At 34.9% G+C, this 16,679-nt stretch carries 12 protein-coding genes; 3 read left to right on the forward strand and 9 right to left on the reverse strand.

Annotated elements, in window-relative coordinates:
- Positions 1-2: 2 nt before the first annotated feature.
- The 8 genes from ACFPH8_RS04145 to ACFPH8_RS04180 all read right to left on the reverse strand — a co-directional run bounded on the left by ACFPH8_RS04145 (position 3) and on the right by ACFPH8_RS04180 (position 11,765).
- A complete protein-coding gene (locus tag ACFPH8_RS04145; RefSeq protein ID WP_376858700.1) occupies positions 3-1,775 on the reverse strand; it encodes a chloride channel protein in 1,773 nt (590 codons plus the stop codon).
- 30 nt (positions 1,776-1,805) lie between these two features.
- Positions 1,806-2,618 (reverse strand): tetratricopeptide repeat protein, encoded by an 813-nt coding sequence (locus ACFPH8_RS04150; protein ID WP_376858702.1) that lies wholly within the window; start codon positions 2,616-2,618, stop codon positions 1,806-1,808.
- Positions 2,590-3,138, reverse strand: a complete 549-nt coding sequence (locus ACFPH8_RS04155) for a hypothetical protein (RefSeq protein WP_248397482.1) — start codon at positions 3,136-3,138, stop codon at positions 2,590-2,592. Before ACFPH8_RS04155 ends, ACFPH8_RS04150 begins: the two co-directional genes overlap by 29 nt.
- Positions 3,139-3,194: 56 nt before the next feature.
- On the reverse strand, positions 3,195-4,949 hold the full coding sequence (aspS, locus tag ACFPH8_RS04160; RefSeq protein ID WP_376858705.1) for an aspartate--tRNA ligase: 1,755 nt from the start codon (positions 4,947-4,949) through the stop codon (positions 3,195-3,197).
- A gap of 143 nt (positions 4,950-5,092) precedes the next feature.
- Positions 5,093-8,572: an efflux RND transporter permease subunit gene (locus ACFPH8_RS04165; RefSeq protein WP_376858707.1), complete on the reverse strand. Its 3,480-nt coding sequence runs from the start codon at positions 8,570-8,572 to the stop codon at positions 5,093-5,095.
- Between the two features lie 10 nt (positions 8,573-8,582).
- Positions 8,583-9,773, reverse strand: a complete 1,191-nt coding sequence (locus tag ACFPH8_RS04170; RefSeq protein WP_376858709.1) for an efflux RND transporter periplasmic adaptor subunit — start codon at positions 9,771-9,773, stop codon at positions 8,583-8,585.
- Between the two features lie 22 nt (positions 9,774-9,795).
- On the reverse strand, positions 9,796-11,139 hold the full coding sequence (locus ACFPH8_RS04175; RefSeq protein WP_248397489.1) for a TolC family protein: 1,344 nt from the start codon (positions 11,137-11,139) through the stop codon (positions 9,796-9,798).
- A gap of 8 nt (positions 11,140-11,147) precedes the next feature.
- Positions 11,148-11,765, reverse strand: a complete 618-nt coding sequence (locus ACFPH8_RS04180; RefSeq protein WP_376858711.1) for a TetR/AcrR family transcriptional regulator — start codon at positions 11,763-11,765, stop codon at positions 11,148-11,150.
- 122 nt (positions 11,766-11,887) lie between these two features.
- On the opposite strand from ACFPH8_RS04180, the gene ACFPH8_RS04185 reads away from it, so the two are divergent.
- A complete protein-coding gene (locus ACFPH8_RS04185; protein WP_376858713.1) occupies positions 11,888-12,862 on the forward strand; it encodes a polyprenyl synthetase family protein in 975 nt (324 codons plus the stop codon).
- Complete coding sequence (locus tag ACFPH8_RS04190) at positions 12,862-13,212, forward strand: hypothetical protein (protein WP_248397495.1); 351 nt, start codon at positions 12,862-12,864, stop codon at positions 13,210-13,212. Before ACFPH8_RS04185 ends, ACFPH8_RS04190 begins: the two co-directional genes overlap by 1 nt.
- 8 nt (positions 13,213-13,220) lie before the next feature.
- Here ACFPH8_RS04190 and ACFPH8_RS04195 read toward each other — a convergent pair whose 3' ends face one another.
- The gene (locus tag ACFPH8_RS04195; RefSeq protein WP_376858715.1) at positions 13,221-13,763 is read right to left on the reverse strand and encodes an alpha-ketoglutarate decarboxylase; all 543 of its coding nucleotides are present in this window, start codon (positions 13,761-13,763) and stop codon (positions 13,221-13,223) included.
- Between the two features lie 113 nt (positions 13,764-13,876).
- On the opposite strand from ACFPH8_RS04195, the gene ACFPH8_RS04200 reads away from it, so the two are divergent.
- Positions 13,877-16,654, forward strand: coding sequence for a 2-oxoglutarate dehydrogenase E1 component (locus ACFPH8_RS04200; protein ID WP_376858717.1), 2,778 nt, complete (start codon positions 13,877-13,879; stop codon positions 16,652-16,654).
- Positions 16,655-16,679 lie beyond the last annotated feature (25 nt).

Consider the following 16,679-nt stretch of genomic DNA (forward strand, 5'->3'; position numbering starts at 1 on the left):
AACTAATTAGTAATATTAATAAGTTTAGTTCGGTATGCGGTTAATAATTTTGATTTAGATACAAATCCATAATATTTTCCGTCTTTAATAACAGGTAAGTTCCAAGCATTCGTGTCTTGAAACTTTTGCATAACCATTCTCATACTATCAGTCTTATAATCAATATAGCCTGGAGGTAGATGCATAAAAGTTTCAACCGAAGTAGTATTGTACAATGCTTGATCAAACATAATATTCCTAATATCATCTAACAAAATAATACCAACAAGGTTGTTGTCTTCGTTTATAACAGGAAACATATTTCTATTCGATTTGGCAACACCTTCATGAAGCATCTCTCCTAGAGACATGTCCGGACGAAGCGCTATAAAGTTTTTTTCAATAACACTATCAATATCCATAGATGTCAGCACATTTTGATCTTTATCATGGGTAAGCAAATCACCTCTTTCAGCTAATTCTCGGGTATAAATAGTATGTTCCATATAGTTTTTCGTAATCATATATGAAATGGCTACGGTAATCATTAAGGGAAGAAATAAAACATATCCACCGGTAATTTCAGCAATTAAGAAAATGGCAGTTAAAGGGGCGTGAATAACACCTGCTATAAGTCCGGCCATTCCAACCAATGTGAAGTTTGATTCAGATACCTGATGCCCGAAACCTATATTGTTGATTATTTTAGCCACGACATTCCCCAGAGCACTTCCCATAACCATAGTTGGAACAATTACACCTCCAACACCACCCGCGGCAAATGTCGTGGTCATAGCAATAGCTTTAAAAATAGTAAAGCCAATTAATAAGACAATTACAACCCAAATGTTATCAAGATACTTGTCAAAAAAAGTAGAACCCAATGCATGGAGGTAATTTCCATCATAAAGGTCTCTAGTAAAGCTTAAACCTTCACCGTAAAGCGGCGGAATAAAGTAAAGCATAACACCAATTGCAAAACCACCTACAAGTAGTTTCGTGAATTTGGATTTAAATCGATCAAAAAATGCATAAACAGCGAAATAAATTTTAGTAAAGTAAATGGAGCCAATGGCCGTACCCAAACCTAAAATGATATAAAAAGCGGTATCTCTAATGGTAAATTTATCAGTAACTGTAAAATCGAAAAGCACCTCATCTCCTAAAAAGAAATACGAGGTTAAAACCGAAGAAATAGAAGCAATAAGCAAAGGTAATAATGAAGCAAAAGTTAAATCCAAACTGAATACTTCAACAGCAAAAACAATAGCTGCAATAGGTGATTTAAACATTGAAGCTATCGCGCCAGCAGTAGCACAGGCTATTAATAATGTTCGTGTCTTTTTATCAATATGCATCAATCTACTTAAATTAGAACTGATGGCCGAACCAGACGTAATAGCTGGACCCAATAAACCAACAGAACCACCAAACCCAACGGTTAAAGGCGCCATGATTATTGGATGATAGATTAACTTATAGGATAACAGTCCTTTTTGTCTTAAAAGCGAATATAAAAGCGATGGCACAGCACGTTTAATAAAAGGAGGGACAGATGGCGTCATGGCTTTTTTAAACACATATTTTTTTAATAAATAAACCAGAAATAAACCTATAAATGGTAAAATAAAATAGAGTTGATTTTCAGAAAAAACAATTCCCTTGTCTAAAAACAGTTGAATAGAATAGGTGATGTTTTTTAAGGTTAAAGCAGCGATACCTGTAGATAAACCAACAAAAATACTTAACAATAAAACAAAGTTTTTTTGAGAGATATATTTAAATCTCCAAATCATAGCGTGTTTTATGGCCGATTTAATATTCATTTATTGTAGTAATTCCGCTTTTGTGACTAGTAAATCCTCTAAATATTTTTGTCGTAAGGTTTCCACATACGGTCTTTTGTTATAATAGCCTTGTTTGAATTGTTCAATAGCCGTATTGATTAACGTTTCTGATAAAGCTATATTTCCTTTTTGTTGGGCTATTAAAGCTAAATAATAATTTGCGTCGGCACTAATGTCTCGACCGTGCTCTAGGCGTTTTTCAAAATTATATGTCGCTTTATTATAATCTCCAGATTCGTAATAGGCAATGCCACGATATAAAAATGCGGTAAGCTCTACCCAGTCTTCGCCTGACTCTTCTATTTCTTGATTAATGTATGTGTCAAAATAAAAAATAGAATTATCATAATCCTTTAGGCCTAAATAGGCAATGCCTCGCCAATAGTCTACACTATGACCTTGCGGCTGATCCACAAAATTTGGTGTTAAGGTATCAGAGGCATCAAAATCGGCAATGGCTTTTTTATAATCTCTATAAAACCACAAATATAAATACCCTCGCCAAGGAATACGGGTCACAGAATCTAATGGAATAGCTTTATCATATTGTTCTTTCCATTTATGAGGTATGCCACGTTTTAAATACCCAACGGAAAGTTCATAAACTGCTTGTTCATACGTAGAATCTATTTCAATAGCGCGTGCAATACCGTTAATGCTACCAGCTGAACCTTGTCCAAAATTGGTAACACCAAAACTGTAGGCTTCTTCGGCTTTCTCACGCTTTGATTTACATGAAAACAGACAAAGAACTACAAAGATACTAAGGGATAATTTCCGTAATCTCGCCATTTTCTATTCGATAGGATATATACATATAGGAATCTCTAAAATCATCATGTACATAATTTGGATTCCATATTTTAAGTTCTGTTGTAAGTTGAAATAATTGGTCTACCAACCGTTTGTTAAAGGTTTTAGGATGTAGGTCTAAATCATTTTCATGGATAACATAACGTCCAGCTTCCCCTTTACAATTTATAACAAATCGGATGTTTAAATATCCTGAATCTGTGTAATTCTCGTTTTTATAATTTGAAAGAATAAAGGTGCGTAAACCATTTTTACCTTTGCTATAAGTTGCGCGTTCTGGATTATAATATTGTAAAATATAGTTTTCATTGCAAACTTCAAAACCGTTGCTTAACAAAGCTGTTTCAGGTTCAATATACTCAACGGCATGTGTATATTTTTGTTCAGGTACAAACTTATAATTAAACACATAATAGGCATAACCATATAAAGCAAATAAGGCAATGGTAAGCCCTAAAACAACATACATAATAATTTTAAAAACGCGTTTCCACTTCATTAGTTAAAACTACTAAAAAAATTGTCCCGATAGGCTATCGGGACAAATTATAAATTTTAAGATTTTAAGTTCAGCTTTAAACTCAATTCTTCTAGTTGTTTATTGTCTAGTGGCGCAGGCGCATCAATCATGACATCACGTCCTGAATTGTTTTTCGGGAATGCAATGAAATCACGAATGGTTTCTTGACCACCCAAAATAGCAACCAATCTATCCAATCCAAATGCCAAACCACCATGTGGAGGTGCACCATATTGAAAGGCATCCATTAAAAAGCCGAATTGGGCTTTAGCTTCTTCTTTTGTAAAACCTAAATAATCGAACATTAAGGCTTGGATTTTTTTATCGTGAATACGTATAGAGCCACCTCCAATTTCGTTTCCGTTTAATACCAAATCGTAAGCATTGGCTTTTACTTCGCCAGGATTGGTTTCTAATAATTCTAACTGTCCAGGTTTTGGTGATGTAAACGGATGGTGCATGGCATGGTAACGCTCCGTTTCGTCATCCCATTCCAAAAGTGGAAAATCCATAACCCAAAGTGGTGCAAATTCATTTGGTTTACGCAAATCTAAACGCTCTGCTAATTCCATACGTAGTGCGCTTAATTGTGCACGCACTTTATTTGTAGGTCCAGAAAGTACACAGACTAAATCCCCAGCTTTGGCTCCTGTTTTTTCTGCCCATTTAGCTAAATCGTCTTGGTCAAAAAATTTATCTACTGATGATTTATAGGTGCCATCATCATTGCAACGACTATATATCATGCCTAAAGCGCCAATTTGCGGGCGTTTAACCCAATCAATCAGTTTGTCAATTTCTTTTCTCGTATAACTATTTCCACCAGGAACAGCAATACCAATTACTAATTCGGCATCATTAAAAACACCAAAGTCTTTATGTTGAGCAACATCATTTAACTCGCCAAATTCCATTCCGAAACGAATATCTGGTTTGTCATTTCCATATAAACGCATGGCATCATCATAAAGCATGCGTGGGAATTCTGAAATTTCAACACCATTCACTTCTTTTAAAAGGTGTCTGGTTAAACCTTCAAAAGCATTTAAAATATCTTCTTGTTCTACGAAAGCCATTTCGCAGTCAATTTGTGTAAATTCGGGTTGTCTGTCAGCTCGTAAATCTTCATCTCGGAAACATTTTACAATCTGAAAGTATTTATCCATACCTCCAACCATCAACAATTGCTTAAAGGTTTGTGGGCTTTGCGGAAGTGCATAAAATTGCCCTTCATTCATCCTAGAAGGCACCACAAAGTCACGAGCACCTTCTGGCGTTGATTTGATTAAGTACGGTGTTTCCACTTCTATAAAACCTTCTTTTGATAAGTAGTTCCTAACCTCTTGTGTCACTTTATGACGAAAAATCAGGTTGTTTTTAACGGGATTACGACGAATATCTATATAGCGATATTTCATGCGAATATCTTCGCCACCATCCGTTTTATCTTCAATTGTAAAAGGAGGTAACAAGGATTCATTTAAGATATCCATTTTAGACACCAATATTTCAATATCACCTGTTGGGATATTGGCATTTTTAGAAGCGCGCTCAATAACGGTTCCTGTAACTTGAATAACAAATTCACGCCCTAATTTCTGTGCTTTTTCCATCATGGCTTTAGGCGTGCGTTCTTCATCAAAAACGAGTTGGGTAATACCATAGCGGTCGCGTAAATCGACCCAAACAATAAAACCTTTATCGCGTGATTTTTGAACCCAACCAGAAAGGGTTACTTCGGTATTGATATGTGATGCTCGTAATTCACCACAGGTATGACTTCTATACATAAATTTGTTGTTTTTATACCTAGCAGGTATATGCGGATGCAAATTTAAGCAAGTTAACCGATTATCAAATAAAAAAAGCCTCAACATTTGTTGAGGCTTCCCGCTATTAGCCAATCTTTTATTTGAGGGTACAAGAATTGGCCTTAAATATTTTCTGTTTTTGTTGTTTTCTTCCGATACCACATTTTTAATTGCATGGATAAAAAGAATAAAATTGGAACCACAATCAAGGTTAAAAATGTTGCAACTAGCAAGCCGTAAATTACCGTCCATGCTAATGGACCCCAAAATACCACATTATCTCCACCCATGTAAATATTTGGGTCTAATTCACTAAATAACGTGAAAAAATTGATATTTAACCCAATTGCTAATGGAATTAATCCTAAAATAGTTGTAATAGCCGTTAGTAAAACTGGACGTAAACGTGCTTTACCCGCTCTTACAATACTTTCGAATAAATCTTCTTTACTCAAATACTCATGGTCCTCTAAATCTAATTCGTGTTTCTTTCTGTCAATTAATAATTGCGCATAATCGAGCAATACCACACCGTTATTTACAACGATTCCAGCTAAAGAAATAATACCAACCATGGTCATCATAATAACGAAAGCACTTCCCGTCATTACAATACCACCAAATACACCAATCAGGCTTAAAAATATGGCGAGCATAATAATGGTTGGTTTAGAAATGGAGTTGAATTGAAATATTAAAATAAAGAAAATCAATCCTAAACCTGTACCAAATGCACCCATTAAAAATGCCATTTGTTTATTTTGCTCTTCAATTTGACCGGTATAATCTATGTGAATGTCTGCTGGAAGATTTTTGTAACCCTTCATTTCATTCTGAATTTGCTTAACAATGGCGCCCGCATCGGTATAGCCTGGGGACAAGGCTGAATAAACGGTAACCACACGTTTAGTAGCCTTATGTTTTATAGCGCTAAAACTAGAGTTGTTTTCATGTTTAGTAACCGCAGATACAGGAATACTTTTTAATTGCCCGGTGTTATCTCTAAACGTGATGTTTTGGTTAAATAAAGCACTGGTATTGTAGCGGTTTTCTTCATTAAAACGCACGTAAATATCAAAATCATCGCCATCCTCTTTATAAATACCTCCTTTGGTTCCGAAAATAGAATTACGTAATTGTTGGCCAACTTGAGCGGCACTAATACCTAATTCTCCTGCTTTTTCTCTGTCAATAATAACACGCATAGATGGCTTATCTTTATTCACATCAATTTTCAATTCGTCAATACCCGAAATATTTTTAGTATTAATGAATTCGCGCATGCTTTCAGCGGTATTAATCAGCTCGTCATAGTCATCGCCTTCAATTTCAATATTAATTGGAGATCCAGCTGGTGGTCCATTGGCATCTTTTTCAACAGAAATAAGAACACCAGGATAAATACCAACTAATGCTTCTTGAACTTTTTGGCGCAGCAACTCACTATCTTCACCTTGGCGATATTTATACTCGCGCATGGATGCTGTAATTTTTGCTTTGTGTGGCATTTCAGCCGATGACCCACTATCTGTTTGTGGATTTCCTGCACCTTCACCAACTTGTGAAACCGCACTTTCTACCATGTAGTTATAATCGCCATCACGGTATTGTTCATCATTAACTACGGCGTAAACGCGCTTTTCAATTTCTTTGGTTATGGCGTTTGTTTTTTCAATAGCTGTTCCTTGTGGATATTCTATATAAACAATAATCTGATTTGGCTTATTGTCTGGAAAAAATTCTACTTTGGTTCGTTGTGTAGATAAGGATATCCCGAAAGCCACAAAAGAAAAAACTAATAGCACAAAAGTTCCAATGGTTAAACCGTATAAACGCCATCCAGATAAAGCCCAACGCAATTGCCCTTCATACCAACGTTCTAAACGTACCAAGGTTTTAGTTTGAAAGTTATTGGCCCACTTACGAAGGAATAATCTATAAGCCCACTGCATTATAGCGGTGAAAATCATTAGTGTTCCTAAACCGCGATATTCGCCACCAAAAATAAGTATCAAAATACCGAAACCTGCTATTATAGACGTGTTACGGATAATTTTTTTAAGTTCCATATCCTTATCTTCGGTACTCATAAACTGCGAGACTAAAACCGAATTAAAGAAAATAGCAACAAATAAGGATGAACCTAGAACTACGGAAAGTGTTATGGGCAATATCATCATAAACTGTCCCATAATGCCTGGCCATAAACCTAAAGGTATAAATGCGGCAACCGTTGTGGCTGTTGAAATAATAATAGGAAAAGCAATTTCTCCAATACCTTTTTTAGCCGCTTCAATACGGCTCATGCCTTCCTCGTCCATTAAACGATACACGTTTTCTACTACCACAATTCCATTATCTACCAACATCCCAAGACCCATAATTAATCCGAAAAGAACCATGGTATTTAAACTTTGGCCTAAAAGGTTCAATATCATAAGAGATATAAACATAGACATAGGTATGGCAAACCCAACAAATATGGCGTTCTTAAATCCTAAAAAGAACATTAATACCAGAACGACTAGAATCACACCAAAAATAATGTTGTTTACCAAGTCGTCTACTTGACCAATAGTTACCGGCGATTGATCATTAGCGATGCTCACCTTTAAATCCTGTGGAAACTTATTGTCAATGGCATTTTGAACAATAACTCTAATTTGTTCAGCAGCATCAACCATGTTTTTTCCAGCACGTTTTTTAACGTCTAGCATAACAACAGGTTCACCAAACTCACGCGCATATGTTGTTTTATCTTCTTCGTGAAATGTTACTGTTGCTACATCTTTTAAATACGTGGCTTTACCTTTTTCTGCTTTTACTACAAAGTTTTCTAACTCATTTGGTGTTTCTATTTCACCAAGGATACGAATGGTTCTACGCTGACCACTGGCTATTAAGTTTCCAGCAGACATGGTTACGTTTCCGTTATTAATAGCGCCTATAATATCGTTAAAAGTAACATCGGCAGCCATCATTTTATAAATATCTACGGCAACTTCAACTTCTTTATCTTGAGCACCACGAATATCCACTTTCTTGATTTCTAATAAATCTTCTATCTCATCTTGAAGTACTTCGCCATACTCTTTAAGTTTTTCAATAGGATAATCGCCCGAAATATTAATGTTTAAAATGGGCATTTCTTCAGAAAGGCTTAATTCAAACACATCAGGTTTTACCTTGGCACCATTGGACATGGGCCAATCTTCACCTGCCGTTTTGGTGTCTATTTCATCCTTTACCTTTTGTTTGGCTTGCTCAACGGTAAGATTTTCATCAAATTCCACAATAATCATGGAGAAATCTTCTTGTGATGTTGAGGTTATTTCCACCACATTACTAACGGTTTTTAGTTCGTCCTCAAGTGGGTCTGTAATAAGTTTTTCAATATCTTCTGCTGTATTTCCAGGGTATATTGAGCTAACATATATTTTAGTTTCGTTTACTTCAGGAAAATTTTCACGAGGCATTTCAAAAAATGCAGCAACACCTAAATAAAACATCACTAGAATTAGGACATACATGGTGGTCTTGTTGTTGATTGCCCATGATGATAAACCAAATTCTTTATCGACTTGTTTTTTCTTTTTAGTCATTAGTTTCTTTTTAGTTGTTAGTGCTTTCAGTTTGCATATCTACAACTCTAACGGTTTGACCATCTTTAACACTTCTGGCGCCTTCTTGAACAATTTCAGCACCATCTTCTATGCCTTCTAAAACCTCAATAACGTCTCCTTGTGTTTTTCCTGTTTTTATAATAACGCGTTTAACGTCTCCTTCACCATTATTGTTTTTGTTAGAAAGAATATAAATATACTGTTCGCCATCTGCATTTTCAGAAATAATACTTTGTGGAATTAGTATGGCTTTTTCACTTGTGTAATCGTTAATTTTAAGACGCGCTGTTAAGTTTGGTTTAATATTATTGTCCGTATTTGGCACACTCACTTCTACTTTAAAGGTTCGGTTCGCAGGATTAATATAATCGCCAGCTTGACGCACTTTAGTCTCAATGGTTTCTCCTAAAATTGGAAATTCAACCGTAACATCTTTGCCTTTTGTTACACTACCAATATAGCTTTCAGGAATATCCGTTTCTATATACATATTATCTAGATTTACAATACGCATTAGTTGACTTTGTCCTGCCATAACCACACTTCCTTGTTCGGTAATGATATCGTCTATGGTACCAGAAAAAGGTGCAGTAACCGTGGTTTTTGAAATTTGTTGTTTTAGTTGATTCACTGCTTCTGCTTGCGATTCTGAAGAAGATTTAGCCTGTAAATATTGGATTTCACTGCCAATATTCTGATCCCACAAACGCTTTTGACGTTCAAAGGTTGTTTTGGCCAAATTTGCTTGAATTTCTAATTGTGCTAGTTGCTGGCTTAAACCACCATCATCAATTTTAGCAAGAATTTGTCCTTTTTTTACCTGCTGACCTTCCTTTACATAAACCTTGGTTAAAATACCATTGTATTCTGGCGTTACAACTAATAAATCTTTAGTGGTAACATTACCTTGTATTTCTAATTGGTGCTTGAAAACCTCCTCTTTTGCCTTAAAAGTAGTTATTAAAGGTACTTTTTTAATAGTATCTAGTTTTGCTATTTTTTCATTTAATAAGGCCATCTGATCATTAAGCTCTTGTTGCTTGGTATCAATTTGCGAACGTCTTTCTTTTAATTCAGATAAATTGTTTGAGGCTAAAACAGCATCAAGCGATTTTTCATTTTTACTGCCACAAGACGATATGATAAGGGCAAGAATAATTAGGATTTTTATATTTTTCATGATTTTATTGTGATGGATTGGCTTAATAATTTAGTGTGTTTAGTACGGTTTCTAGTTCAGATTTTTTGGTAATAACATTAAACATAGACTGCAAATATTCTTGTTGAGCCGTATACAGTTGTGTTTGTGCTTGCCTTAAATCAAAACTGGAAGCTATACCTTCAAAAAATTTAGTTTGGTTCTTTTCTTCAATGCGTTCTGCTAAATTTAAATTCTGTTGCTTGTTTTGATATTCTTCAATGGCAAACTGGTAGTCACTTTTTGCAGCTGATATTTGAAATTTTAACTGCTGTTCGGTTTCTGTTAGTTCCTCTTGAGCTATTTCTAAATTTATTTGAGCGCGCTGGGTTGCGGCACTCCGCATACCAGAACTAAATATGGGAATGGACATATTTACACCAAAAAGAGAAGACCCATACCATTCTTGATTATTGTTAGCAAAATTAAATTTTTCACCATAACCACTATATCCACCGTTTATAAATGCGCTTAAGGTTGGTAGAAAGCTGCTTTTCTCAAGTTTTAAAAGTAATTCTTGAGATTCCTCTTGGTTTTTTGCAATTTGGTAATCAATACTGTTTTCAATATTTTCATCTGCCTCCAAGAGCTCTAATGATATGTTTTGGAGCGTGAGAGTTTCTAAGCTATCTATTAGAGAAATGGGCGTGTTTAAATCAATTCCCAACGTAATATTAAATAATTGATAGGCTATATCTTTAGAACGCTTGACATTATTTAAATAATTTTTTAAACCCGTTAAAGTAATTTGCAATTGCTCCACGCTTTCTTCTTCCGCTAAACCATTTTGATATATTTTGGTAGTTTCAAAAAGATTTTTTTCAAGCACCTCAATGTTTTTATTGACAATGTTCAAGTTTTCTTCGGCTAAAAGCACGTTTCCATACGCGTTGATTACGGCATTTCTTACTTCTAAATCGGTTTTGATTTTAGCATTCTCTGAAATTTCTAGAAACACTTTTGCAGACTGTAACCCAACCAAATACGAGCCGTCAAAAAGTAGCTGACTTAAAGTAGCCGTAGCGTTTATGCTTTGCTTTGGACTAAATTCAACAGGTACAAATGTGCCTGGCGTACCACCTGCAAGTTCTGCTGGAAGTAAGGAAACTTGTTGTTTTATCCAATTTTGGTAATCTACAGCGCCATTTATTTGTGGCAAACCTGTAGCTGTGGTTTCCCATTTTTGTTTTTCGGCAGCTTCAATATCTCTAACAGCATTTTTAATGGATCGGTTATTTATTAAGGCATAATCTATCGCTTCTTGTAAGGTTAATGTACTTGGCGTTTCTTGAGCTATTAACCAAGTGGAAAATAATAGGCTGACTATTAATAGTGATTTATGTTTCATTGTTTGTTTTAGTCTATTTTTATTTTTGAGCTGTCACTTAATATGGTGTCTAATTTGTCAATTCCTTTTTTGGTGCTAATCCCGCGAATATGATATTCTAAATAATTATCCATTAACTGTTTCATGGGGAAATCATTGGTTGGAAATATATCAACATCCTTTAAGCTCATCATGGTATTAAAGTAGAGTCGGGATACAAATTCAACATCAATGGATTCACGATATAGTCCTTCTGATACACCACGAATTAAATTATTTTTTACACAATCTTGCATGATGTGAAATTGATCGTTTTTTAGAGATTCGAAAATTTTAGGATAATATTTTTTTAGTTGGTATTGTGGTGATGATTTTTCATCTTTTAAATGGGTCATGGTGAATTTCTTGATTTCAAAAATTTCATCAATAGGATTTTGATTTAAAGCACAAATACAATCAATACCTTGCGAAATAAATTCAAACATATATAAGGTTGTTGCCTGAACTAATTTCGTTTTCGTTGCATAGTGTAGGTATATGGTTTTTTTCGATACACCAATTTCATTGGCAATATCGTCCATAGTCACGCTTTTAAACCCGTAGTTTAAAAACAAATCAGCCGAACTTTTAAGAATTTTATCTTTCATAATAAGGTGCAAATATATCAAAGGAAACTTTAAAAACCAAAAAAGTTTCCATAGTATTAACCTTTTCTTAATATTGGAGAAAGGTGTTGTAATAATTAAATGAATTGCCTTATTTTTGCTTTATGCAAAACACACCTTATTATCAGCAAGCATTTGTGGATTACTTGGATGCGTATATTCAAGAAAAAGAACCAAAATCGTTATACGATCCAATTAATTATATATTACAATTAGGTGGAAAACGCTTGCGTCCTGTTTTAACTTTAATGACTGCAGAGATTTTTGATTGTCACTATACCAAAGCGTTAAATGCGGCTTTAAGTATTGAAGTTTTTCATAATTTTTCATTGGTTCATGATGATATTATGGATGATGCACCTCTGCGAAGGGGTCAAGAAACCGTTCATGAGAAATGGGATTTAAACACGGGGATTTTATCCGGTGATGCCATGCTAATTATGGCGTATCAGTTGTTTGAAAACTATGATCCCGAAACGTTTCAAGCACTTGCTAAATTATTTAGCAAAACAGCTTTACAGGTTTGTGAAGGTCAGCAGTATGATGTAGATTTTGAAACTCGTGACGATGTGTCTATTCCTGAATATTTAAAAATGATTGAATACAAAACAGCCGTTTTGGTTGGTGCTGCTATGGAAATGGGAGCAATTGTTGCGCAGGTTCGGGAGCAAGATAAACGCTATATGTATGAGTTTGGTTTAAATTTAGGAATTGCCTTTCAACTACAAGATGATTATTTAGATGCATTTGGCAATCCCGAAACATTTGGAAAACAAGTTGGTGGTGATATTATTGAAAACAAAAAAACTTATTTATATTTAAAAGCCTTGGAGTTTTCTAGTGATGATGATAAGCAGCAGCTTTTACATTTATTCAGTTTAAAACCTACCGACCAGACCAATAAAATAGAAACCATTAAAGATATTTTTAACACCTCTGGCTCTAGTTTAGCAACCAAGCAGGTTATAGAGGAATATACCAATAAAGCTTTTGGTATTTTAGAGCAGCTACAAATTTCTGAAGAAAAAAAGATGTTATTAAAAACGTTTGGTCAGCAGTTAATGAACAGGAATGTATAATGCAATTACCTACAACTTTTACCGATTTAATTGATGAAGCCAATCACTCCGAACTCTATCAGAAGTTAATTCAGCAATTGAATAAGGATTTAGCTTTGGCAAATGTGGATTTGGAATTGGATCTGGAAATACTCCCAACTAGTTTAAAATTCATGTTGCATGAAATGGTTTATAAATTAATCCAAGAAAAGTTCATGGATTATTTAAATCTGCTCTACATTATTGATGTTTCTGAAACCAAAGTTCGCGAGTTGGACGGTTCAGATACCATTATTATGGCAGAACAGGTGGCTTTTTTAGTGTTACAGCGCGAGTGGCAAAAGGTTTGGTTTAAGAATAGGTATTCATAAATTTATTTTTAAAAATAAATTCTAAAGAACGGCATCCAAGAACTTCCATAAATACTCTTATCTCTATCATACAGCACATCATAACGAATTCCAATAGCTGTAGACACGCGCCCACTACTTATGGTGTAACCAGCGCCTAAAAACAATGCTGGATACCAATAGTTCTCGTCTGCAATTAGAAGTCTATTTTCCCAATTCCGACTCACATTTAATTCTTCAAATTCAGCGGATAGCTGCAACTGTGGAATAGGATTAAAAAGCCCTATGATGCTTCCGCCTAAAATAGTGGATTGATAAAAATCTTTTCTGCTGGCATAGGTGCCATTCAATGAAACACCCATTGCAAATTGCGGATTAAACTGATAAATAGCACTTGGAGCCAAGGTTCCACTAAAATAATCGCCAGAAAAACCCAATCCAATTCCACCACCAAAACGCACGTGACTCCAAAAATCATTGGTATTATTTTGTGCTGACACACTCGTTATAAAAAGACAAAAGAATCCAATGATTATCCTATTTTTTTTGGAGAATAATAAATCTTGTTTCATTTTCAAAATTTTAGTTAATTACATGTTATAAAAGTAAGAAAAGCATATCTATTTTTACTAAAAGTTGTACTTTTGTGTAAATTTAGTCTGAACGATTCAGTTTTAATTCATTTATGGATAAATATTCTTTTTTAAACGCAGCACATTCAGCATACTTTGCTGATTTATACGACCAATATTTACAAAACCCAGATTCTGTCGAGCCAAGTTGGAGAGCCTTTTTTCAAGGTTACGACTTTGGTAGTGAAAGCTTTGGCATAACAGACAAGGTGGAAACAGAGCAAGTTATGGGAACGGATGTTTCCTGCGAACATGTTTCTATTAGTGTCACCAAAGAATTTCAGGTATTACAATTAATTGATGGGTATCGTAATCGTGGACATTTGTTTACAAAAACAAACCCTGTTCGTGACAGACGTACGTATTCGCCTACTTTGGCTATTGAAAATTTCGGACTATCAGAATCCGATTTGGATACCACCTTTAATGCGGGAGACACCATAGGTTCTGGCGTAAAAACATTGCGCGCCATTATTAAGCATTTAGATAATATATATTGTCACTCAATAGGAGTAGAATATATGTATATCAGAAAACCTGAAGAAATTAAATGGTTTCAGGAAAAATTGAGTATTAATGACAATCTGCCAAATTTTGATGCAGATCAGAAGAAACATATTCTTAAAAAATTAAACGAAGCCGTTTCCTTTGAAACCTTTTTACATACCAAATATGTAGGACAAAAACGATTCTCTTTAGAAGGAGGTGAGTCTTTAATCCCAGCATTAGACGCCTTAATTGAAAGTGCTTCGGATTATGATGTGAAAGAATTTGTAATGGGAATGGCACACCGTGGCCGTTTAAGTACATTGACAAATATTTTCGGAAAATCGGCTAAAGATATCTTTAGTGAATTTGACGGTAAAGATTATGAGCAGGAGGTTTTTGATGGTGATGTGAAATATCATTTAGGTTGGACCAGTGATAGAGAAACCAATAACGGCAATAAAATTAATTTAAATATTGCCCCAAACCCGTCGCATTTAGAAACCGTAGGCGCCGTAGTTGAAGGTATAGTTAGAGCTAAACAAGATGATAAATATGCCGATAATCCATCGCAAGTATTACCAATAGTTGTTCATGGTGATGCTGCTATTGCAGGTCAAGGCTTGGTGTACGAAATTGTTCAAATGTCGCAATTAGATGGTTATAAAACGAGTGGAACCATTCACATAGTTGTTAATAACCAGATCGGTTTTACTACCAATTATTTGGATGCACGATCTAGTACATATTGTACAGATATTGCCAAAGTAACACTATCTCCTGTATTACATGTTAATGCAGACGATGTGGAAGCTGTTGTTCACGCCATGTTATTCGCATTGCATTTCAGAATGAAATTTAAACGCGATGTATTTATCGATTTATTAGGCTATAGAAAATATGGTCATAATGAAGGGGATGAGCCACGTTTTACACAACCAAAATTGTATAAAGCTATTGCAAAACATCATAACCCAAGAGATATTTATGCTGAAAAGCTTATTTCTGAAGGAATTATTGATGAGGATTATGTTAAAAAACTGGAAGAAGACTATAAAAATAAACTAGAAGAAAATTTAGAAGATTCTAGAAAAGAAGATAAAACGGAAATCACACCATTCATGCAAAACGAATGGGAAGATTACACAACTGCGGACGAAAATAAAATGATGGAACCGGTTGATACAACTTGTAGCAAAGCCGATCTAGAAAAAGTAACGAAAGTTATTTCAAATCTTCCAAAGGATAAAAAATTCATTCGTAAAATTGAACGCTTAATACAGTCTAGACAAACCATGTTTGATGAAAACAAACTGGATTGGGCTATGGCAGAACATTTAGCTTATGGAACCTTATTATTAGATGGTAACGATGTTAGAATTTCTGGTCAAGATGTGGAGCGTGGAACGTTTTCTCACAGACATGCCGTTGTAAAAGTAGAGGATAGTGAGGAAGAAATTATCCTTCACAATCAATTAAGTGATGATCAAGGGAAATTCTATATTTATAACTCATTGCTATCAGAATATGGTGTTGTAGGCTTTGATTATGGTTATGCCATGGCAAGCCCTAGAACTTTAACTATTTGGGAAGCCCAGTTTGGCGATTTTAGTAATGGTGCACAAATTATGTTGGATCAATACATCTCGGCAGCCGAAGATAAATGGAAACTTCAAAACGGATTAGTTATGCTTTTACCGCATGGTTATGAAGGGCAAGGAGCAGAGCACTCTTCCGGACGTATGGAGCGTTATTTGCAACTGTGTGCCAAGGATAATATGTTTGTGGCCGACTGTACAACGCCAGCCAATATGTTTCATATATTGCGCAGACAAGTAAAAGCTGAATACCGTAAACCTTTAATTATATTTACACCAAAAAGTTTGTTGCGTAATCCTAAAGTGGTTTCAACCGTTGACGAATTTGCAAATGGAAGTTTCCAAGAAGTAATAGACGATCAGGAAATTAAAACTACTGATGTAAAATCATTAGTATTTGTTACTGGTAAGTTCTATTATGATTTACAAGAGGAACGCGAAAACTTAAATCGTAAAGATGTAGCTTTGGTAAGAATAGAACAATTATTCCCGTTGCCAACAGAAGCTATTAGAGCGATAATGAAGAAATATAAAAATGCCGAAGAAATTGTTTGGGCTCAAGAAGAACCAAGAAACATGGGCGCATATAGCCACATGTTAATGCATTTAGACGAAGCCAAAACATTTAGAGCGGTATCGCGTAGACCTTATGGAGCACCAGCAGCTGGTAGTTCTGTACGTTCTAAAAAACGTCATAAAGAAGTTATAGACTTCGTGTTTGACAAAACGAAAAACAACCAACATTAAAATATTAAAAACTAAAACAGTATCA

This window comes from Bizionia hallyeonensis, from assembly GCF_042657385.1.
GTDB classification, from domain to species: domain Bacteria; phylum Bacteroidota; class Bacteroidia; order Flavobacteriales; family Flavobacteriaceae; genus Algorimicrobium; species Algorimicrobium hallyeonense.

What these genes read in the sequence shown, in the direction of transcription:
- ACFPH8_RS04145 (WP_376858700.1), bottom strand. Translation starts at nt 1,775, where the DNA reads ATGATTTGGAGATTTAAATATATCTCTCAAAAAAACTTTGTTTTATTG.
- ACFPH8_RS04150 (WP_376858702.1), bottom strand. Translation starts at nt 2,618, where the DNA reads ATGGCGAGATTACGGAAATTATCCCTTAGTATCTTTGTAGTTCTTTGT.
- ACFPH8_RS04155 (WP_248397482.1), bottom strand. Translation starts at nt 3,138, where the DNA reads ATGAAGTGGAAACGCGTTTTTAAAATTATTATGTATGTTGTTTTAGGG.
- aspS (WP_376858705.1), bottom strand. Translation starts at nt 4,949, where the DNA reads ATGTATAGAAGTCATACCTGTGGTGAATTACGAGCATCACATATCAAT.
- ACFPH8_RS04165 (WP_376858707.1), bottom strand. Translation starts at nt 8,572, where the DNA reads ATGACTAAAAAGAAAAAACAAGTCGATAAAGAATTTGGTTTATCATCA.
- ACFPH8_RS04170 (WP_376858709.1), bottom strand. Translation starts at nt 9,773, where the DNA reads ATGAAAAATATAAAAATCCTAATTATTCTTGCCCTTATCATATCGTCT.
- ACFPH8_RS04175 (WP_248397489.1), bottom strand. Translation starts at nt 11,139, where the DNA reads ATGAAACATAAATCACTATTAATAGTCAGCCTATTATTTTCCACTTGG.
- ACFPH8_RS04180 (WP_376858711.1), bottom strand. Translation starts at nt 11,765, where the DNA reads ATGAAAGATAAAATTCTTAAAAGTTCGGCTGATTTGTTTTTAAACTAC.
- ACFPH8_RS04185 (WP_376858713.1), top strand. Translation starts at nt 11,888, where the DNA reads ATGCAAAACACACCTTATTATCAGCAAGCATTTGTGGATTACTTGGAT.
- ACFPH8_RS04190 (WP_248397495.1), top strand. Translation starts at nt 12,862, where the DNA reads ATGCAATTACCTACAACTTTTACCGATTTAATTGATGAAGCCAATCAC.
- ACFPH8_RS04195 (WP_376858715.1), bottom strand. Translation starts at nt 13,763, where the DNA reads ATGAAACAAGATTTATTATTCTCCAAAAAAAATAGGATAATCATTGGA.
- ACFPH8_RS04200 (WP_376858717.1), top strand. Translation starts at nt 13,877, where the DNA reads ATGGATAAATATTCTTTTTTAAACGCAGCACATTCAGCATACTTTGCT.